This window comes from Streptomyces sp. NPDC001843 (assembly GCF_042891955.1).
Lineage (GTDB): Bacteria > Actinomycetota > Actinomycetes > Streptomycetales > Streptomycetaceae > Streptomyces.
The window spans coordinates 86,997-105,846 of sequence record NZ_JBIATQ010000005.1 but is presented as its reverse complement, the minus strand read 5'-3'; the positions used below and the strand labels follow the sequence as shown (position 1 = coordinate 105,846).

Below are 18,850 nucleotides of genomic sequence, written 5' to 3'. Positions count from 1 at the left end.
ACGTGAACCCGGGACCGCGCCCAGGATGAGGGCCATGACGAACACCGCGGTTCACACCGCCACGCTCGCCCTGGTCGCCGACCGCTCCCCGAACGTCGTGTCGCACACCCGCGTCCCGCGTCTGCTCGACGCGCTCGCCGCACGCGACCGGCTCGTCCTCGACGCCTACTGGATCCCCTCCGAGGACGCCGTGGCCCCGGATGCCGTGCGCGGCTTCGACGCGGTGTGGGTGCTGCCGGGCAGCCCGTACCGCAGCGAGACGGGCGTGCTCACGGCGGTCCGCACCGCCCGCGAGGAGGGCATCCCCTTCCTGGGCACCTGCGGCGGATTCCAGCACGCGCTCCTCGAGTACGCCCGGAACGTGTGCGGGCTGACCCGGGCCGCGCACGCCGAGAACGACCCGGACGCCGAGGACCCGCTGATCGAGGCGCTGGCCTGTTCCCTCGTCGGACACGAGGCGGCGGTCCGGATCGAGCCGGGCTCGCTCGCCGAGTCGGTGATCGGTTCCGGGCGGACGGTCGAGCGGTACTTCTGCGCCTACGGCCCCTCCCGCCACCTCGACACGCTGCGGGCGCACGGTCTGTGCTTCTCCGGGCAGGACGAGGACGGCCACGTACGCGTGGCCGAACTCCCGGGCCATCCCTTCTTCCTGGCCACGCTCTTCCAGCCGGAGCTGGCCGGTGACGGCTCGCACCCGCACCCGGTGGTCCGGGCGCTGGCGCGGGCCGCCACCGAGCACGCTGCGGCCCGCGCGCCGCAGCTCAGCTGACGGGCAGCGCCGGCGGCCGGTCCGGGAGGAAGCCGTGGGCGCGGCGGGCCAGGTACTCGCTCTTGTAGCGGTCGACGCACCGGTGCCAGTTCAGGATCCCGGCCAGCCAGTTGCGCAGGTCGGCGACATAGCCGTCCATGATCCCGCGCGCCTCGGCCGTGAGCTGGAAGTCCTCCTGCACGACGGGCAGTTCGTGCGCGACGACGTGTTCGAACTGCTGCATCCGCTGGGTCATCAGATCGTGCACGACCCCGAGTGCGGCCGGGTAGTCGACGCCGAAGAAGTTCTGCACGACCAGGACTGCGTTGTGGATCTCGCCCTCGTACTCGATCTCCTTCTGGTACGAGAAGACGTCGTTGAGGAGGCAGGCGTAGTCGATGGCGGCGTTCTCCAGCGAGCGGACCGGGCCGCTGCGGTACACCTCCGGCGGGATGGCCGGGCCGTGCCCCATGCGGCACAGGCTCAGGGTGAGGTCGGAGCCGAAGGTGGCCCGTCGCATCTCCAGGTAGTCGACCGGGTCGGGGACGCGGTTCTGCAACTGGTTGGACAGCTCCCAGACCCAGCTCTCGGTCATCGTGTCGACGGCCTGCTTCAGGGTGCGCCGCTGGTCCGGGGTCATGTCCGCGGTCGTGCGCGCCCACAGGTCGATCAGCGCGCGTTCCATGGCGTTGACGGGGACGACGGGCGCCTCCTCGCCGTCGGCCGGCATGCAGGACGACAGACGGGCCGTGGTCAGCCGGGCGGCCGCCAGGTCGCGGCGGTGGCCGTACACCAGGGGGTAGTAGTCGTCGCCGTAGGTGCCGAAGGCCAGCCACGCGGCGCTGAGGTCGAGGGCCTCGGGGGTGGCGTCGGGGTCGAGGCCGGCCGAACACAGCGCGAGGTCGCAGGAGGCGAGCTTGTCCTCGTCCCACACGCCCTCCGACAGCATGCCCATCCGTCCCGTCCACTCCACGAGGCCCCGGCGGGCGCGGTCGAGGTGCGGGCTCAGCTCCACCTGGAACGGCATGTGGAAGTCCGGCAGCAGGGACGGGCCGACCTTCTGGAAGGGCATGTGGGAGTAGGCCCGCAGACGTTCCGCGGCGGCCGAGGCGAGCAGCGCGCCGACGTCGGCCGCGGAGGTACCGGGGCCGGTCGGCCCGTGCCAGGGCGCGGCCGAGGTGGCGCCCTCGTTCATGTACCGGCTGGAGCGCAGGTGCCATTCGTGGCCGCCCGACTGCCAGTCCTGCAGCCCCTTGGTGTACGCCGCGACGGCCGCGACCTCGTCCGGGGTGAGCCCCTTGTCCAGGGCGAGGGCGGGCACTTCGGTGAGCGCGGTGTGCTCGAACTGGTGGAGGCGGGAGGTGAGGATGTCGTTGACGGTGTCGGCGGCCTCCTGGGTGGTGCAGCCGAAGAAGGTCTCCAGGACCAGGACGCCGTTGCTGTTCTCGCCCTCGTCCTCGACCTCCCGCTGGTAGGAGAACAGGTCGTTGCGCAGGTGGACGGCGTCGGAGAAGGTCTCCATGAGCACCCGCAGCGGCCTCGACCCGGCGACGGACGCGGGCACTTCGGCGGTGGCGTACTCGACGAGCCCCGCGGACCACGGGGCGCCGCCCACCTTGCGGCGCATCTCGATGTACTCGACGGGGTTGGCGATCCGCCCCTCGTCGATGTTGGACAGCTCCCACAGGGACTCGTTCAGCAGGTGTTCGGTGGCCCGCGCGAACCGCCCGCGCCAGTCCACCGACATCGACGGCACCGTGCGCGCCCACAGGTCGGCGAGGCCCGCCTCGACCGGGTTGCGCGGCTCGGGTACGGCGTCCCGCAGGTCCAGCGGCATGAACAGCGGCAGCCGGTCGAGGTGCGCCTTGCCGGCGGCGCGGTCCGGGGTGCGCTTGTACATGTCCAGGAAGTGGTCGTCGAAGAAGAACACCCACACGTACCAGTCGGTGATCAGCGAGAGTGCGGGACCGTCGCAGTCGGGGTGGGTGTAGGCGCACAGGAGCCCGTAGTCGTGTGCCTCGAGGTCGGCCTGCTCCCAGATCCCGGAGCCCTCCAGCATGCCCATCTCGCGCGCCCACGCCGTCGAGTGGGCGCGCGCCTCGTCGACATGGGGGTTCAGCCGCGCGGGATACGGCATGTAGAAGTGCGGGAGTACGAAGGGCTGCGTCATGGCCGGGCCCTACCCGCGGCCTCCGACGGACATCCGTGACGCGGCAGGTGATCACACCATCGCGTGAAATGCCGCGGAAACCGGGGAACTTCGGGTCACCGCCGGTGCGTGCCGGCCGGCCGCCCGCCGACCTGGACGAGCGCGTGGGTACCGCCGGTGCGCCAGCGCTGTTCCTCGGCGGCGACCAGGGCGGCCTCGGTGTCCGCGTCGAGGCCGGTGATCACGTCGGACTTCAGCGTGCGCAGGGCGGCGACCGGGCCCGGGAAGTACCCGGTGACGTCCTGGAAGGGCGTGGTCGGCGGCCACATCCGGTCGCCCACCAGGCGCCGGTAGTTGAGGTCGCCCTTGACGACGGTCAGCGCGGCGGCCGCGAACTCGTCACGCAGGTCGTCCGGCATGTCCGCGTACGGCAGCGGGGCGCAGGAGAAGGGGTGGGCGCGCACCTCGAGACGGCCGTCGGCCATCGCCGCCCACAGCCGCCGCCCGTATCCGGCCGCCGCGCCGGGTGCCGCGGTGAGCCGGCGCAGGGCGTCGACCACGTCGGAGGTCGTGGCGTCGGACACGTAGTACGGGTAGGGCTTGACGTGCAGCACGGCCCGCGCGGCGCGGCCCTCGGCGAGGAGGTGGGCGATCAGGAGCAGGTCGGGGACGAGTTCCCGTCCCGCGTTGTCCGCGACGAGGCAGAGTGTGCCCGTGCCGGAGGCCGGGAGCAGGGACCACAGGGCGTCGCTGTCGTCGGCCACCAGGGCCCGGTCCGCCTTCTCTGCGTCGGCGCCGGCGGCCGAGAGGCGGAAGCCGAGGTCGGCGCGGTTGCCCCAGAGGGAGCCGTGCAGCAGGGCGCGGGCCCGTTCACCGGGTGGCAGCTCCTCGAGTGCGTCGAGCGCGGCCAGTTCCTCGTCCGTCTCCTCGGAGTCGAGTTCGGCACGCTTGAAGGAGCGGAAGGGGTCGATACCCGCCCAGGGACCCGGGGTGAAGTAGCCGACGGCGTCGAGGAGCCGGCGGTAGAAGTAGCTCTCCGACCACAGCCAGGGCACTTCGAACCAGGAGCGGCCGGTCCAGGTGTCCGCGCCCCAGGTCCGCCACCGGTCGCGGTCCGGGGCGTCCGCGGGCAGCGGTTCGATCACTCCCTCGGTGCAGCTCTTCAGCAGCGCGTCCAACGCGCGGTGCTGCCCGGGGCCGTAAGGGAAGGCCTCACGCACCTGGCGGATGATCGCGGGATGCCGCTCGGCCAGTACGCCGCGCGGGAAGGAGCCGGGTTCGTCGCCGAGGATCACGGGTGCGGCGGGGATGTCGGGCATACGCGTCACCGTACCCCGCGGATCACGCTGCCCTGGTCTCCCGTTCCAGCTGGGTGGTGAGTGCCAGATAGCGGGGGCGCCGGGGCACCGGCACCAGGCCCCGGATCATCAGGTGCCACATCTCGGCGATCCGGCGGGGCAGCCGTCCGTCGGGGTCGAGGGAGCGGCCGGCGACCCGGGTGCCGACGAAGAAGTACACGAGGGAGTGGGCGGCGGCGGCCACGTCGACGTCGGGGTGGACGTCGGACTCCCTGACCGCGCCGATGAGTTTGCGGGTGGAGAGGTCCAGCCACTCGGAGAAGGGGTGCTTCAGCGGGGGGCGGACGGCCACGTGCGCGGTGGCGAGGCGGAGTCCCGCCCGGAGAATCGGATCCTCGACCGCGAGCCGGGCGATCCCGAACGTGGCGCGGATCAGGAACTCGAGCGAGGAGCAGCCACGGCTCTCCACCTCCCGCACCACCTGTCGCGACGCCTGGCCCTGCAAGTCCAGGATGGCCCGCGCCAGATCCTCCTTGGCGGCGAAGTGGAAGTAGAGCGCGCCCTTGGTGACCCGGGCGTGCTCGACGATGTCGCTCAGGCTGGTCGCCTCGTAGCCATGGCGGTCGAACAGGTCGGCCGCGGCGCGGATGATCGTCGCCCGGGTCTGCTCGGCGCGTAACTGCCTCGCCATCTGCGGGACACTCCTTGAAGTGTAAAACGTACGGGACGTGCCGTTTTTCCCTTACCCATCGCACACGATAACTCACCCGGTGACAACGGAATGGCTTGTGCGGTCCCGGTGCCGGACACGTGTAAACGTCCCGCACGACGACCCCGGCGCGGGCCCCGCACCGGTGATCGCCACGATACGAGGAGGAGGTCGAGCGGTCCTCGACGGGGCCTCAAACGGACGGGCCGGTCGGTGCGCTGTCGGCACCGGCCGGCCCGCGAGGTTCGGCGGACACATGGACGCGTGGAAGAGGTGGCGATCTGAACGCTCCCCGCCCGTTTCCCGTACTGCACGGGAAACCGTAGCCACGCCGGCCGAGGAGGCGTCCCGCGATGAGTCGGATGACCGCGCATCTGAGGGTCACGGGGGTCGCCGCGGCGGCCTCCGCCCTGCTGTCGCTGTGGGCGGCGGCACCGGCAGTGGCGCACGGCGCGCCGACGAGTCCGGTCAGCCGGGTGTACGCCTGCTCCCCCGACGGCGGCGGCGCGGCCCGGTCGGCGGCGTGCCGCGCGGCCGTCGCCGCGAACGGGGCGTCGTTCGCCATGTGGGACAACCTGCGGGTGGCGGGCGTGAACGGCCGGGACCGGCAGGTGATTCCGGACGGACGGCTGTGCAGCGGCGGCCTGCCCGCCTACAAGGGCCTCGACCTGGCCCGTGCGGACTGGCCGTCGACCCGGCTGACCCCGGGCGCGGAACTCACGATGACGTACGCCTCGACGATCCCGCACACCGGCACGTTCAAGCTGTACCTGACCAAGCCGGGCTACGACCCGGCCAAGCCGTTGACCTGGGCGGAACTGCCCACGCGGCCCTTCGCTCAGATCACGGACCCGGCTCTGACCGACGGCGCGTACCACTTCGCGGCCAAGCTGCCGTCGGACCGCAGGGGGCGGCACGTGCTCTACACGATCTGGCAGAACAGCAGTACGTCGGACACCTATTACTCGTGTTCCGACGTGGTGTTCCCCGAGACGAAGGCCGGCCGGGCCACCGCGTCGGCCCCGGCTTCCGCTTCGGCTGCCGCTTCCGCTTCGTCCGGTGCGGCCGCCGGGAAGGCGCCCCGGCCGTCCGCCACCTCGAGCCGGCCGGCGGCCGAGGGGACGGCACGGGAGACGTCCGGCACGGCGACGACGGCGCCGCGGACCGAGGGCACCACCGCCGACAGCACCCCGGTCGCGTCCACGACCGACACCGGCTCCGGGCCCTCCGCCCCACTACTGGCGGGCGGCGCCGCCGCGGTGCTGGTGCTCACCGGGGGCGCCGCCCTGGCTGTGCGTCTGCGTCGGCGGTGAACGCCTCGGTCGGAAAGCTCAGTTGACGAAGACCGGGGCGCCCGAGTCGGTGACGGGGGCGTACTTGGCGGTGAAGTAACCACTGGCGAAGCAGAGCGAGGAGCCAGAGGTCTTGGTGAACTGCTGGTTGGTGAAGTTGATGCTGTTGTCGCTGTTGTCGGCCTTACCGGTCAGGCTGGCCGCCTGGTAGACGCAGTTGATGGAGCCCAGCAGCGTCTTCAGCTTGACGGTGGTCTGGATGGTCGAGCCGCTCGCCGGGGTCACGGTGAGCGTGCCGTCGGAGTTCACGGAGGTGGTGTAGGGCATGTTGTCGACCGTGATGCTGCTGACGCCGGTGACACCGAGGACGTTGCTGGTGCAGCTGCTCGCGTCGAAGGTCTGCGCGCCGGCCGACTCGATGGCCGTGCCGGGCGCGGCCGGGTTGTCCTTGACGGTGGCGGTGAACTGCGACGACGTGCACTTGACACCGCTGGTGCCGGTCGCGCTGGAGTAGAGCGTGGCGGTGGTGCCGCTCGCCAGCGGCGCGGTGAGCACGTCACCGACCGCGACCGGCGTGCCGCCGGCGCTGCCGGTGGTGAGGACCGGGGTGCCGTCCGCCGCGGACGCGGGGACGGCGGCCAGCGGGAGCGCGAGGGCGGCGACGGCTCCGGCGAGGGTCACGAGGGTACGAGTGCGCATTGCGGGTGCCTCTTTCCTGGGGTGGGGGGCTTGCTGAGGGGATGTGGGGGGTCGGGGCGCGCTGGGCGCCTACCGCTGCCGACCCGTGACGCCTTCTCCGTACGTACGGGCCGGCAACGGCAGCTGGCACCGGCCGAAAGCCTTGGACAGGCCTCTGGCCGGGCCGGATGAGGAGCGGTCGGGCACGGGCCGAAAGCGGGAAGCGACCGTGCCGGTGCCGCGTGGGTACGCAGACGCTCGACGGAAGGTTTCCGGCCACCGGCGTGCTGCCCGGCGGGCCTGAGATGTCTGCGGTGTCTGCGATGTCTGTGAAGCGGAGTGCCGCGCCGGGTGCAGCCACGGACGCCTGTCCGTGTCGTACCGCGGATCCGGCGCCACGGATCCGGTCGAGCCAGGGGCAGTTGTAGACCTGAGCGTCAGCCAACGTCAAGATGGATCAAGGGAGTTAACGTCCTTGAACGCAGGTGACGCATAATCGACACTCTTTTTTCACAACTCCCTTGACCCCTCATGTAACCACCGGTAACTTCCTCGGAGGCTACTGCCGCGTAACGAGAAAGCCCTTGCAACCGCCGGGAGTGCGAGGGGGCGTGCGCGACATCCGCTGTCCGCGCCAGGACAACGTGCCACGAAGCCCGACCGCATGACTATGCCCCATGGGAGCAGACATGGCCTCGTCCCCGGACCTCTCGTCCGCCGACAACACCCCCGAGAACCCCGAAAGCGGTTCCGCACCCGAACCCGCCGGGGTCGCCGGCGGCTCCGGGAGACGCGGCCGGGTCCGGCTGCGCCGGGCCGCCGTGATGGCGGTGCCCGCCGCCGCGGTCACCGCGGGACTCGCGGTCCTCACCGCACAGGGCGCCCTGGGTGTCCAGTTCGCCATTTCCGGCATGCCGTTCGTGGTCAAGGCCGACCGGCTCGACGGAAAGGGTTTCGAGCAGTTCGGCGCGCTGGACAACATGATCCCGAACAGCCCCAACGCGGGCGACACCGACGGCCAGGAGCTGGTCGTCACCTCGGTGGTGAAGAACGGCACGCTCACCAACATGTGCCAGAGCGTCGACCTCGGCGGCATCCAGCTCGTGCTCACCGCCGGCACCGGGAAGAAGAAGGTGCACGTGGAGCACCTGTCGATCGACTCCGACGACATCACGGGCAACGCCGACTTCAAGGGCATCGAGATCGGCCGCGACGCCAGCACCTTCGACAAGGCCGACGTCCAGGGCCCCAGGGGCGTCTACGGCCAGCAGGCCGACGAGGTCCACATCACGAACCTGAACCAGCACAACTACGCCGCCACCGCGGCCGTCTTCAAGCTCCCCAACCTGCACATGAAGTTCTCCAGCGACGGCTGCCCGTGATGGACCGCTTCCGGCAGTGGAGAGGGCAACGGCCCTTCGCGGGCGGCCTGCTGCTCGTGTTGGGCGGCGCCGAGATCCTGGTGACCATGAAGGCACCGCTTCCGGTCATCCTGCACGTCGGCATGCAGGGCCTCGCGGGTTACCTGCTGCCCACGGTGATGCTGATCCTCGGCCTGCTGATCCTCTTCAGCCCCGCCCAGCGTCTCTTCTACTCCATCCTCGGAGTCCTGACCTCCCTGGGCACCTGGCCCACCTCCAACCTCGGCGGCTTCATCGTCGGCCTCGCCCTCGGCGTCACCGGCAGCTGCCTCTCCTTCGGCTGGCTCCCGGACCAGGAACCTCGCGTGAGCCGCCGGAAGCGGAAGCAGCGGGAACACCAGGCTCAGGTCGGAGCCGTCTGAACCCGTGGTCCCGCACAAGGCGGGCACGGCCGTGGGGACGGCCGTGCCCGCCTTGGGGCGCCCCCATGGGGATCGGGGCGCCCTGCACCGCCCACGCCGGTCGGCGGAACTTATCCGTCGGCGCCCGAGTTTCCACGTCGTTGTGGAAGTCTCCGTGTGCCGATCCGTATGAGGAGTTCGCATGGCCCTGTGGGACCGCGTCAAGGAGTCCGCGTCGACGATGCAGACCCAGCTCGTGGCGAAGAAGAACGACCTGAAGAGCGGTGCCTTCCGCGACGCGAGCATGGCGATGTGCGCGCTCGTGGCGGCCGCCGACGGGACGATCGACCCGGCCGAGCGGCAGCGCGTGGCGCAACTCATCGCCACCAACGAGGTGTTGCAGAACTTCCCCGCCGACGACCTGCGGCGCCGCTTCGAGGACAATCTGAACAAGCTGACCGCCGACTTCGCCTTCGGCAAGGTGAGCGTGCTGCAGGAGATCGCCAAGGCGAAGAAGAAGCCCGCGGAGGCGCGGGCCGTCATCCAGATCGGCATCGTCATCGGCGGTGCGGACGGTGACTTCGACAAGACAGAACAGGCCGTGGTCCGCGAGGCCTGCTTCACCCTGGAGCTGCCGCCGCACGAGTTCGACCTCTGAGCGGACCGGGGAGCGGGGGCATGCTCGACGACGTCGACCGTGCCCTCGTCCACGCCCTGCACATCGACGGGCGCGCTCCGTTCAGCCGTGTCGCCGCTGTGCTCGGTGTCTCGGCGCAGACCGTCGCCCGGCGCTACCGCAGGCTGCGGACCGAGGCCGGGCTGCGGGTCGTCGGGCTCGCCGACCCCCACCGGGCGGGGCGCACCCAGTGGCTGGTCCGGCTCACCGCGGCGCCACGGTCCGCGCAGACGATCGCGGAAGCGCTGATGCGGCGGGCGGACACGTCGTGGGTGAAGCTGACGTCCGGCGGGACCGAGATCACGGCGGTCATCCACGCGCCCACGGACGACACGGCCGGCAATCCCCTGCTGCTGCGGGACATTCCGCGCACCGGCGGGATCACCGCGGTGTCCGCGCACTGTCTGCTGCACACCTATCTCGGCGGGCCGGCGAACTGGCGGCGCGGCGCGCGGACGCTGGACGCGGAGCAGCAACGCGCGCTGCGCGAGGGCGGCCAGGGCGTCGCCCCGCGTGAACCAGGGCCCGGGGACGCCGCGTTGCTGGCGGCACTGGAGAAGGACGGACGGGCCGGCATCGGGGAGCTGTCGCGGGAGACCGGGTGGTCGCCGGGTACGGTGGCGCGGCGGCTGGCCGAGTTGCGGGCCGGGGGCGGGCTCTTCTTCGACGTGGAGATGGACGCCGGGCTTTTCGGGGTGCGGACGCGGGCCTTGCTCTGGATGTCGGTGCGGCCGGCCGATCTGGAGCCGGTGGCGACGGAGCTGGCGGGCCATGACGAGCTGGCCTTCGTGGCGGCGACCACCGGGCCGACGAACCTGGTGGCGCAGGCGCTGTGCCGGGACCCGGCGGATCTGCACCGGTATCTGACGCGGCGGCTGGGCGCGTTGGAGGCGATCCGCACCCTGGAGACGAGTCCGGTGCTGCGTACCCTCAAGGCCGCGAGCCCCGCCCTCGCCGGCCCGGCGCGGGTACGACGGCCGGGGGCCCCGGGGTGAGGGCGAAGACCCCGGGGCCGGGCCCCGGGGTCTGCCGCTTGCGCCCGTCCGGCGGATCAGGTCGCAGGAAGCCGGCGATGCCTCTTCGACGCCGGTGTGCGGGGCGAACGGGGGTGCCCCGCGCGAGCTCGGTTCGAGCGTAGGGCGTGCCAAGCCCCGCGTCTGCGGCATGATCCGCCGGACAGGCCTACGGCACCGAGCGGACCATCGCCCTGCTCGCCGTCCAGCTCACGCCGACCAGTACCACCGCCGTCCAGCACGCCGTCTGGGCCGCGCGCGGTGCCGGGCCGGTGTCGAGGTAGACGCTGCCGAGCAGGGCGACGCCGAGAGTGGCGCCGAGCTGCTGGACGGCGTTGAGCAGACCCGCTGCCGAGCCGATCTCCTGCGGTCGCAGGGGTTTCAGGGCGAGGGTGAAGAACGCGGGGGTGAACAGGCCCGCGCCGAGGCCGATGAGCGCGAGAGCGGCCGGCAGGGCCGTGGGGTAGGTGCCGGGGGCTGCCGAACGGTACCCGGCGACGGCGGCGAGCAGCCCGGTCAGCAGCACGCCGAGGCCCCAGGGCATCACCCGCCGCCCGTACCGTCGTACCAGACGGGCGCCCGCCGCCCATGACGCGACCGCCAGTCCGGCCGACCACGGGGCGAGGCTCAGCCCGGCCGCCAGCACGCCGACGTGGGCGGCGAGTTGAAGTTGCAGGACGACCACCGTCATCAGCCCGTTCGTCAGTGCGAAGAAGGAAGTCGATGTGACGAGGGCGGCCGTGAAGCCCCGGCGGGCGAACAGGGTCGGCTCCAGCAGGGGGCTGCGGCCGGCGGCCGCCACCCGGCGCTGCTGCAGTGCGAAGAGGGCGAGGACCAGCAGGCCCGCCGACAGCGACGCCCAGCTCCGCGCCGGAAGTCGGGTGACGTCCGCCCCGATGAGCGGCTGGACGATCAGACCGGTGCCGATCGCCGTCAGGGCCGTGCCGGTCAGGTCGAGCGTGGGACGACGCGGGGCGCGGCTCTCGGGCAGCCGGGGCGACAGGGCGAGAACCACCAGGGACACGGGGACGTTGACGAGGAAGGCGGCACGCCAGGACGATCCGAACAGGTCGGCGTGCGTCAGCACACCACCGAGGACGGGACCGCAGACGGCGGCGAGGCCCATCACCGGGCCGATGCTGCCCAGGGCCCGGGAGAGCTCCTCCCCCGCGAACATCGCCTTGATCAGCCCGATGGTCTGGGGAATGATCAGCGCCGCGGCCGCGCCCTGCACCGCGCGGAAGGCGATCAGCAGGCCCGCCGTCGGCGCGAGCGCGCAGGCCGTCGACGCCAATGCGAACGCCGTGACACCCAGTACGAACAGGCGGCGCCGGCCCGCGATGTCACCGAGTCGGCCGCCGGTGATCAACAGTACCGCGAACGGCAGGGTGTAGGCGGCGGAGAACCACTGGATGTCCGACACCGATCCGCCCAGATCGGCGTGCACGGCGGGAGCGGCGACCTGGACGACGGTGGCGTCCAGCAGGTTCATCGCCTCGCCGAGGAGCAGGGCGGCCAGCGCGGTCCGACGCCGGCGGTGGGGCGGTGGCGGGGCGACGGGGGGCGGTATGCGTTCCATGGTCATGCGGCCAGCGTCGGCGTGGTGCCGGCAGGGGCTCCAGCGGGAGACCGCCCTTGCGCGATTTCTTCCGTCGAGACCGCTCCGCGCGGCGAAAACTCACAACGCGGCGAGCACCGGCAGCAGTTCGGCGGCGGTCGTCACGTCCCCGGTCAGCGGGCGGTCCTCGGTGTCGGGCGGTAGGGCCGCGGCCGCCACGGTGAAGGCGGGGACGGGCGGCGGGACCGGAAGGAGGCGCAACGCCCGTACGGCGGTGACGAGTTCGCAGGCCAGGACGGTGGTGTAGGCGTCGGCGGCCCGCTGGGTCTGCCGTGCGGCCTGACCGGCGAAGCTGGCGGCCTCCTCCAGGCCGTGCGAGACGACGGCGTGACCGGCGGACGCGGGCGCGGCGCTGGAACGCAGCTCCGCCAGGGCGGAGTTGGCCGTGTACTCCAGGATCATCGTGCCGGAGCTGCTCGCGGGGCCGGCGGCGAGGAAGGCGGGCAGCCCGGTGAGGTCGGCGCGGCCCAGTGCCGCGAGGCGGGCGGCGGAGAGCTGGGCGGTCTGGAGCAGCGCGAGGTTCAGCCCGTCCAGGGCAAGGCCGAGCGGGGTCGCGAAGAACCCGCCGTGGTGGTAGGCGTGGCCGTCCGGGGTGACGAGGGGGTTCTCCGACGGGCAGTTGACCTCGACCTCGATGATCCCGCGCAGCCTGCCGGAGGCCTCGAGAGCGGCGCCGTGCACCTGTGGGAAGGCACGGAACCCGTACGGGTCCTGGATCCGGCGCCCGGCCGCGCGCGGCCGTTCGGGCATGCCGAGCAGCCGCCGCACCTCGGCGGCCGCGCGGGCCGGACCGGGGTAGGGACGCAGGGCGTGCACCTCGGCGGCATAGGCCTCCGGGGAGCCGGAGACGGCGGCGAGCGAGAGGGCGGCGACCGCGTGGGTGGCCCGCAGCAGCACCTCGGCGTCGTGCCCGGCGAGCGCGGCCCGGCCGAGTGCGAGCGCGTTGCTGCTGAGCAGCGCGAGCGCGTCGCCGGGGCCGGGTGTCACGGGCGCGGGAAGCCCGTCCGGCGGGGCGTCCGGGCGGGGTCGGCCGGCGCTGTCCGCCGCCGAGGCCAGCCAGGGCCGTTCCCCGATCAGGGTCAGCCCCGTCTGGGCGAGGGCCGTCAGGTCGCCGGTGCCGAGGCCGCCGTACTCGTTGACGGCGGGGTGGGCACCGAGGCGGAGGGCTTCGGTGAGGGCGGTCACGAAGGCGGGGTGGATGCCGGAGCCGCCGGCCAGGAGCTGGTTGGCGCGGACGGCGAGCATGGCGCGGACCTGGCGGGCGGGCAGGAGCGGGCCCGCGCCGCCCGCGTGGCTGCGCAGCAGCCGCAGCCCGTGGGCGGTCTCGTCGTCGGGGTCGACCGTCACCGAGCGGTGGGCGCCGACGCCGGTGCCGCGCCCGTACAGTCGGCCGGTGGCGGCTAGCCGGCCCGCCGTCTCCCAGGACCGGCGGACCCGCTCCAGGGCGTCGGCCTGCACCCGGGGTTCGGCGGCGGCGTCGGCGAGCCGGACGATCCCGGTCAGGTCGAGGCCTTGGCCGTCGAGCACGACGTGGGTGTCCCCGGCGTCCGGGGACACCCACGTCGCTCCTTCGACGCTCGTGTTCAACGATGCCGGGTCAGTCGAGGCCGGCGGACTTCAGCCAGGCCTTGGCGACGTCCAGCGGGTCCTTGTTCTGCGACTGCACCTGGGTGTCCAGGTCCAGCAGCGCGGCCGTGTCCAGCTTCGCGGAGACGGCGTTGAGGGTGTCCACGCCCTTCTGGTTCAGCGCGCTCTTGTAGACCAGCGGCTGCACGTTCTCGAACCCGAAGAGGTTCTTCGGGTCCTGCAGGACGACGAACTTCTCCTTGGAGATGGTCGGGTCGGTGGTGAAAATGTCCGCGGCCTGCACGGTGTTCTTCTTCAGCGCCGTCTGGGTCAGCGTGCTGCCCGCGTCCAGCGCCTTGAAGGACTTGAACTGAAGGCCGTAGACCGACTTCAGGCCGACCAGGCCCTGCTGCCGGGTCTGGAACTCCGGCGAGGCGCCGATGACCAGGTCCTTCGCCACGTCCTTGAGGTCGGCGATGGAGGACTTGCCGGTGAGGTTGTACTTCGCCGCCGTCTCCTTGTTGACGGTGACGGAGTCCTTGTCCTGCGCCGAGGCCGGCTTCAGCAGCGTCAGTTTGGAGTCGAGCTTAGCGTTGATGGCGTCCGTGGTCTCGCCGACCGTCTTCGGGGTGGCCTTCGGGTCGAGGTAGGCCAGCAGCGCGCCGTTGTACTCGGGCAGGACCGAGATGCTGCCGTTCTTGAGCAGGCCGTAGGTCGTCTCGCGGCTGCCGATGTTCGGCTTGTATTCGACCTTGATTCCCTTGGCCTTCAGGGCCTCACCGTAGATGTCGGCGAGCAGGGTGCTCTCGGGGAAGTTGTTGGAGCCGACGACGACGGTGCCGCCGCTCGCCTTCTTGCCCGCGAGCGGGTCGTCGGACTTGTCGGAGGAGGAGGAACAGCCCGCCAGCAGGGCCGTCGCCGCGGCCAGCGTGACGATCGCCGCGCCGGGGTGTCTCCGGAATGACCTGCTGGTGTGGGTGTTGGTAGTCACGGTTCCCGTTCCGGGCTCAGATGGTGCGGTGGACAACGTGCACAGCGTGGAACAGCTCTGAGGCTGATCCAATCCAGGCTGTCTTCGGTCAGTCAAGAGTGTTCTGGTCACTGGTTGACTTCGGTCAGTGGCTAGTTGTGTAGCACAAGCGGTTCATTTGTAACGGATTCTTGACATGCGCTCTGCTGATTGACGCTTCAAGGACGCTGTAGTCTCACGGCCGTTGACGTCGGTCACAGCGGTGTACGGGGCCCGCTTCGGTGTCGTTACGCATCATTCAGGTGGAGACACCCCTACCTAGGAGGCCCTGTGTCCACGAAGGCTGTGGACGCGCCCGCCCGGGGCTTTGCAGACCGCTGGCCCTTCCGGCGCAAGCTGAACATCCTGGTCGGCGTGCCTCTCGCGGTGATCGCGGCACTGCTGTCCTACCTCATCACCGACCTCCTCCAGCAGTCCGGCAGCGCCCGGTCGGCGGCGCGGCTGGTCCGCGACAGCGCCCAGGTCGCCCGGTTGGTGAACCTGGTCGAGGCCGAGCACCAGCAGGCCATCCTGCTCTCGGTGCGCTACGAGGCGGGTGCCGGCAGGCCCTCCCCGAAGGGCTACCGGGCGGCGCAGAAGGCGGTCGACACCCAGGCGGAGAAGGTGCGCGACACCTTCGGCGGCCGGCTGCCGGACACCGAGGCGCAGGCCCTCAGACAGATCGAGGGGCTGAGCAGCCTGCGCCGGACCGTCGAGGGCGGTTACTTCCCGGCCGACAACATCGACCCGGCGTACACCAACGCCTCGCAGGACCTGATCGACGGGCTGGACCTGGACCGCAACGTCTCCCTGGCCTCGACGTTCACCGGCAGCCTGCTGGACTCGCTGCTGCGCGCGGACGCCGCCCACAGCTCCTTCGAGACCAGCGTGTTCTCGGCGACCACCGGGGACACCAACGCGCTGATCGAGTTCACCGCCGCGGTCGGCGCCTACGACCTGTACGAGCACCAGGCGGACCGGTTCGCCCGCTTCGCCACCGCGGACCAGGCCGAGGCGCTGGCCGGGATGGAGCACACCTCCGCGCAGCGCGCCATCGCCGAGTCGTACGCCGAGCTGCAGATCGCCCCCGGGAAGCTGGAGGCCGGCAGCCAGGCCGAGATCCGGGCGGCGGTCAAGGACGCGCTGGACGACTACCCCGACTACCCGGCACAGTCCGCGGCCCGGCTGAAGATCACCACCTCGCTGATCGCCCGGATCGCCGTCCGGGCCGACGCGGCGTCGAGTTCCGCACAGTGGCGGGCCGGGCTGCTGCTGAGTGTCGCGCTGATCGGCTTCGCCCTGTGGCTCGCCTTCGCCTTCGTGGTCCGCCGTTCGGTGATCCGGCCGGTGCAGGCCCTGACAGACGTGGCGCGGGAGGTCGCCGACGTCGCGGGCCGGGAACTGGCCCGGGTGGCCGACGACGACTCCGAGGACGACGGGCCGCCCCGGCTGCGGGACGTACCCGTCACCGCGCGCGACGAGATCGGCGACCTGGCCGGCGCCTTCAACCGGGTACAGACCAGCGCGGCTGCGCTGCTGGAGCGGCAGGTGCTCAGCCGGCGCAACGTCGCGGAGATGTTCGGCAACGTCGGGCGCCGGGTCAGCAACCTGACGACGCGGCAGCTCGCGCTGATCGACGCGGTGGAGCGGGGCGAGACCGATCCGGCGCTGCTGGAGCGGCTGTACTCCATCGACCACATCGCCGTGCGCCTGCGCCGCAACGCCGACAGCCTGATGCTGCTGGCCGGCATCCGGGAGACCGTCCTTGACGCCGGGCCGACCGCGCTCAGCAACGTCGTACGGGCCGCGCTCGGACAGATCGAGGGCTACCAGCGGGTGCGGCTGCACGCGACGGCGGACGCGATGATCGAGCCGGACATCATCGGCGACCTCACCCTGATGCTGGCCGAACTCCTGGAGAACGCGGTGTCGTTCTCCCCGCAGGGCAGCCCCATCGAGGTGACCGTCAGCTCCGGTGACGAGGGCACCCACGTCGTCATCACCGACCACGGCCTCGGCATGAGCGCCGAGCGCCTCGCGGAGGAGAACGCCCGTCTGGTCCGCCGCGAACGCCTGGACCTGGTGCCGACCAAGGTCCTCGGCCTGTTCGTGGTCGGCACGCTGGCACGCCGCTGGGACATCGGGGTCGTGCTCTCCCGCACCCCGGGCGGAGGCGTGACGGCGGAGGTGACCTTGCCGGCCCGCCTGCTGCTGACGGTGGCCTCCGGCGGTCCGGCGGAAAGCGATCTTCCCGACGGGCCCGTTTCCGCCGAGGCCGCGGCGGTGACCGCCGGACACGGGGCTTCCGGTGCGACGGCGCTCGCCCGCGCATCCGCCGCACCCCTCGACCCGACGCCCACCGCTCCTCCCCCGGTTCCCACCGCCGCCTCCGGGACCCCCGACGCGGGCCCCGGGCACGACCGTCCCTCCCCGCTCCCCCGGCGGGTCCCGCGCCGGGAGTCGGCGGGCGAGGACGGGACCGGCGCCGGCACCGGGGCACCTCCGCCCGCCGCAGGCGCCTCCCGGCCCCTGCACCGCCGGGTGCGCGGAGCGACCCTCCGCACGACCGCCGGTGCCGCCCAGGTCGTGCCGCAGGTGGCGCGGACCGTCGACGCGGACGCCGTACGCGACGCGCTGGACGAGTTCGAGGCGGCGGTGGAACGCGCCCGGCGGGACAGCGACACCGGGGACTTCCCGCGTCCCGACCTGACCGGCGTGACGGGCGGGACCGGCGGGACCGAGACGACGCACCACGCGCACGACCAGAACAACCTCCCGGAAGGAGCCGAGCAGTGAGCACGTCGACAGGTGACACCCCGACGGGCGGCACCAAGCCGACCGATCTGCAGGCAGCCGCGGCCGACTTCAATTGGCTGCTGAAGCGATTCGCCACCGAGACCGCGGGTGTCGTGGACGCCATCGCCGTGTCCTCCGACGGGCTGCTCATCGCCGTGTCGGAGCTGCGCGAGCGCGCCCACTCCGAGCGGCTGGCCGCGATCGTCTCCGGCATCACCAGCCTGGCCGCCGGCGCCTCCGGCAACTACGGGCTGGGCAGCCTGAACAAGGTCATCATCGATCTGCAGGGCGGCCATGTCATCGTCTCCGCCATCGGCAGCGGCGCCGTCCTCGGCGTGGTCGCCGACAAGGAGGCCAAGCTCGGCAACATCGCGTACGAGATGACACTGTTCGCCAACCGCGCCGGCGCCGCGCTCAGCCCCCAGCTCGTGCTGGAGCTGAAGAACACCGTCGGCGTTCCGTCGACGCGCTGACCGCCGGCGCGGTCAGGGCGAGACAGCCGAGAGAGGAAGACACGCAGTCATGGCGGACGGCTCCCCGCCCCCGGGCCCCGACCCGGTGGGCCCCGCCCCCGCCGTACGGCCGTTCCTGGTCACCGCGGGCCGGGTCGCGGACAGCGGCTCCGGCCGGACGGTGCCCGTCGAGACCCAGGTGGTGGCCACCGCCGCCGGGCTCGACGCGCTCGAGACGCTGTCCTTCGAACGGCACGACATCGTCGCCGCCTGCCGGCTCCCGCTGTCGATCGCGGAGCTGGCGGCCCGGCTGCGACTGCACCTCAACGTGGTCCGCGTCCTGGCCGAGGATCTGCGCGCGGCCGGGCAGTTGACGGTGTGCGTGCCCGACTCCGACGCCACCCACGACGCGTCCGTCCTGCGCAGGGTTATCGATGGCCTCCGCGCCATCCCCGACTCCCGGGGGGTACTGAGTGACACCGACTGAAGCTCCGACCGGCGGCCCGGCCGCGCGGTCGGCCGTGATACGGCCCCCGCTGCCGGTGAAGATGGTCGTCGCGGGCGGTTTCGGCGTGGGCAAGACCACCGCCGTGGGCGCGATCTCGGAGATCGAGCCGCTGACCACCGAGGCCGCGATCACGGAGGTCGCGGCAGGGGTGGACGACCTCACACACACCCCGCGCAAGACCACCACCACGGTGGCGATGGACTTCGGCTGCATCACCATCGACCCGACGCTCAAGCTGTACCTGTTCGGCACGCCCGGGCAGGAGCGGTTCGGGTTCATGTGGGACGACATCGTCGAGGGCGCGGTCGGCGGGCTGGTCATCGTCGACACCCGCCGCCTGGACGACTGCTACGCCGCCGTCGACTACTTCGAGCACAAGGGCATCCCGTTCGCGGTGGCGGTCAACGCCTTCGACGGCACGGTGGAGCACACCCTGGACGAGGTCCGCTGGGCGCTCGACGTCAACGACGGTGTCCCCGTGCTGGTCTTCGACGCCCGGGAACGCGGCTCGGTGCGGGACGCGCTGCTCGTCGTACTGGAGCTGGCGCTGGCCCGCACCGAGGGACGCTGAAGGGC

At 72.0% G+C, this 18,850-nt stretch carries 17 protein-coding genes; 10 read left to right on the top strand and 7 right to left on the bottom strand.

The annotated features are described in order from the left end of the window. Positions 1–34 precede the first annotated feature (34 nt). Positions 35–769, top strand: a complete 735-nt coding sequence (locus ACFYZQ_RS14695) for a hypothetical protein (protein WP_389146518.1) — start codon at positions 35–37, stop codon at positions 767–769. Here ACFYZQ_RS14695 and cyc2 read toward each other — a convergent pair. The 3 genes from cyc2 to ACFYZQ_RS14680 all read right to left on the bottom strand — a co-directional run bounded on the left by cyc2 (position 762) and on the right by ACFYZQ_RS14680 (position 4,886). Next, positions 762–2,918 (bottom strand): germacradienol/geosmin synthase Cyc2, encoded by a 2,157-nt coding sequence (cyc2, locus tag ACFYZQ_RS14690; RefSeq protein WP_389146516.1) that lies wholly within the window; start codon positions 2,916–2,918, stop codon positions 762–764. The two genes, ACFYZQ_RS14695 and cyc2, sit on opposite strands and share 8 nt — an antisense overlap. 95 nt (positions 2,919–3,013) lie before the next feature. Continuing rightward, positions 3,014–4,216: a damage-control phosphatase ARMT1 family protein gene (locus ACFYZQ_RS14685; protein ID WP_389146513.1), complete on the bottom strand. Its 1,203-nt coding sequence runs from the start codon at positions 4,214–4,216 to the stop codon at positions 3,014–3,016. A gap of 22 nt (positions 4,217–4,238) precedes the next feature. Then, the gene (locus ACFYZQ_RS14680) at positions 4,239–4,886 is read right to left on the bottom strand and encodes a ScbR family autoregulator-binding transcription factor (RefSeq protein ID WP_389146510.1); all 648 of its coding nucleotides are present in this window, start codon (positions 4,884–4,886) and stop codon (positions 4,239–4,241) included. A 371-nt stretch (positions 4,887–5,257) separates the two neighbouring features. Here ACFYZQ_RS14680 and ACFYZQ_RS14675 point away from each other — a divergent pair, with 371 nt between their 5' ends. Then, positions 5,258–6,217 (top strand): lytic polysaccharide monooxygenase, encoded by a 960-nt coding sequence (locus tag ACFYZQ_RS14675; protein WP_389146507.1) that lies wholly within the window; start codon positions 5,258–5,260, stop codon positions 6,215–6,217. 18 nt (positions 6,218–6,235) lie between these two features. Here ACFYZQ_RS14675 and ACFYZQ_RS14670 read toward each other — a convergent pair whose 3' ends face one another. Next, positions 6,236–6,895 carry a Tat pathway signal sequence domain protein gene (locus tag ACFYZQ_RS14670; RefSeq protein WP_389146505.1) on the bottom strand — a complete coding sequence of 220 codons (660 nt, stop codon included), beginning with the start codon at positions 6,893–6,895 and terminating at the stop codon, positions 6,236–6,238. A 668-nt stretch (positions 6,896–7,563) separates the two neighbouring features. On the opposite strand from ACFYZQ_RS14670, the gene ACFYZQ_RS14665 reads away from it, so the two are divergent. From ACFYZQ_RS14665 to ACFYZQ_RS14650, 4 genes are all read left to right on the top strand, one after another. Next, positions 7,564–8,256: a DUF6230 family protein gene (locus ACFYZQ_RS14665; protein WP_389146502.1), complete on the top strand. Its 693-nt coding sequence runs from the start codon at positions 7,564–7,566 to the stop codon at positions 8,254–8,256. Then, positions 8,256–8,657, top strand: a complete 402-nt coding sequence (locus ACFYZQ_RS14660; RefSeq protein ID WP_389146499.1) for a DUF6114 domain-containing protein — start codon at positions 8,256–8,258, stop codon at positions 8,655–8,657. Before ACFYZQ_RS14665 ends, ACFYZQ_RS14660 begins: the two co-directional genes overlap by 1 nt. A 181-nt stretch (positions 8,658–8,838) precedes the next feature. Then, on the top strand, positions 8,839–9,294 hold the full coding sequence (locus ACFYZQ_RS14655) for a tellurite resistance TerB family protein (protein ID WP_388800316.1): 456 nt from the start codon (positions 8,839–8,841) through the stop codon (positions 9,292–9,294). A 20-nt stretch (positions 9,295–9,314) separates the two neighbouring features. Continuing rightward, a complete protein-coding gene (locus ACFYZQ_RS14650) occupies positions 9,315–10,307 on the top strand; it encodes an Lrp/AsnC family transcriptional regulator (protein ID WP_389146496.1) in 993 nt (330 codons plus the stop codon). Between the two features lie 187 nt (positions 10,308–10,494). Here ACFYZQ_RS14650 and ACFYZQ_RS14645 read toward each other — a convergent pair whose 3' ends face one another. From ACFYZQ_RS14645 to ACFYZQ_RS14635, 3 genes are all read right to left on the bottom strand, one after another. Next, positions 10,495–11,910: an MFS transporter gene (locus ACFYZQ_RS14645; RefSeq protein WP_389146493.1), complete on the bottom strand. Its 1,416-nt coding sequence runs from the start codon at positions 11,908–11,910 to the stop codon at positions 10,495–10,497. A gap of 93 nt (positions 11,911–12,003) precedes the next feature. Next, positions 12,004–13,500 carry an aromatic amino acid ammonia-lyase gene (locus ACFYZQ_RS14640; RefSeq protein ID WP_389146490.1) on the bottom strand — a complete coding sequence of 499 codons (1,497 nt, stop codon included), beginning with the start codon at positions 13,498–13,500 and terminating at the stop codon, positions 12,004–12,006. 40 nt (positions 13,501–13,540) lie between these two features. Further along, the gene (locus ACFYZQ_RS14635) at positions 13,541–14,500 is read right to left on the bottom strand and encodes an ABC transporter substrate-binding protein (RefSeq protein WP_389146487.1); all 960 of its coding nucleotides are present in this window, start codon (positions 14,498–14,500) and stop codon (positions 13,541–13,543) included. Between the two features lie 309 nt (positions 14,501–14,809). Between ACFYZQ_RS14635 and ACFYZQ_RS14630 the strand changes: the two genes are divergently transcribed. From ACFYZQ_RS14630 to ACFYZQ_RS14615, 4 genes are read left to right on the top strand one after another with little or no spacing between them, the layout of a single operon-like run. Continuing rightward, positions 14,810–17,314 carry an ATP-binding protein gene (locus tag ACFYZQ_RS14630; RefSeq protein ID WP_389146484.1) on the top strand — a complete coding sequence of 835 codons (2,505 nt, stop codon included), beginning with the start codon at positions 14,810–14,812 and terminating at the stop codon, positions 17,312–17,314. Beyond that, positions 17,311–17,787, top strand: coding sequence for a roadblock/LC7 domain-containing protein (locus tag ACFYZQ_RS14625; protein ID WP_389146482.1), 477 nt, complete (start codon positions 17,311–17,313; stop codon positions 17,785–17,787). The genes ACFYZQ_RS14630 and ACFYZQ_RS14625 overlap by 4 nt, the downstream gene beginning before the upstream one ends. 49 nt (positions 17,788–17,836) lie before the next feature. Then, on the top strand, positions 17,837–18,253 hold the full coding sequence (locus tag ACFYZQ_RS14620) for a DUF742 domain-containing protein (protein WP_388800300.1): 417 nt from the start codon (positions 17,837–17,839) through the stop codon (positions 18,251–18,253). Beyond that, positions 18,240–18,845 (top strand): ATP/GTP-binding protein, encoded by a 606-nt coding sequence (locus ACFYZQ_RS14615; protein ID WP_389146480.1) that lies wholly within the window; start codon positions 18,240–18,242, stop codon positions 18,843–18,845. The genes ACFYZQ_RS14620 and ACFYZQ_RS14615 overlap by 14 nt, the downstream gene beginning before the upstream one ends. The last annotated feature ends 5 nt before the right edge of the window (positions 18,846–18,850 follow it).

What these genes read in the sequence shown, in the direction of transcription:
- ACFYZQ_RS14695 (WP_389146518.1), top strand. Translation starts at nt 35, where the DNA reads ATGACGAACACCGCGGTTCACACCGCCACGCTCGCCCTGGTCGCCGAC.
- cyc2 (WP_389146516.1), bottom strand. Translation starts at nt 2,918, where the DNA reads ATGACGCAGCCCTTCGTACTCCCGCACTTCTACATGCCGTATCCCGCG.
- ACFYZQ_RS14685 (WP_389146513.1), bottom strand. Translation starts at nt 4,216, where the DNA reads ATGCCCGACATCCCCGCCGCACCCGTGATCCTCGGCGACGAACCCGGC.
- ACFYZQ_RS14680 (WP_389146510.1), bottom strand. Translation starts at nt 4,886, where the DNA reads ATGGCGAGGCAGTTACGCGCCGAGCAGACCCGGGCGACGATCATCCGC.
- ACFYZQ_RS14675 (WP_389146507.1), top strand. Translation starts at nt 5,258, where the DNA reads ATGAGTCGGATGACCGCGCATCTGAGGGTCACGGGGGTCGCCGCGGCG.
- ACFYZQ_RS14670 (WP_389146505.1), bottom strand. Translation starts at nt 6,895, where the DNA reads ATGCGCACTCGTACCCTCGTGACCCTCGCCGGAGCCGTCGCCGCCCTC.
- ACFYZQ_RS14665 (WP_389146502.1), top strand. Translation starts at nt 7,564, where the DNA reads ATGGCCTCGTCCCCGGACCTCTCGTCCGCCGACAACACCCCCGAGAAC.
- ACFYZQ_RS14660 (WP_389146499.1), top strand. Translation starts at nt 8,256, where the DNA reads ATGGACCGCTTCCGGCAGTGGAGAGGGCAACGGCCCTTCGCGGGCGGC.
- ACFYZQ_RS14655 (WP_388800316.1), top strand. Translation starts at nt 8,839, where the DNA reads ATGGCCCTGTGGGACCGCGTCAAGGAGTCCGCGTCGACGATGCAGACC.
- ACFYZQ_RS14650 (WP_389146496.1), top strand. Translation starts at nt 9,315, where the DNA reads ATGCTCGACGACGTCGACCGTGCCCTCGTCCACGCCCTGCACATCGAC.
- ACFYZQ_RS14645 (WP_389146493.1), bottom strand. Translation starts at nt 11,910, where the DNA reads ATGACCATGGAACGCATACCGCCCCCCGTCGCCCCGCCACCGCCCCAC.
- ACFYZQ_RS14620 (WP_388800300.1), top strand. Translation starts at nt 17,837, where the DNA reads ATGGCGGACGGCTCCCCGCCCCCGGGCCCCGACCCGGTGGGCCCCGCC.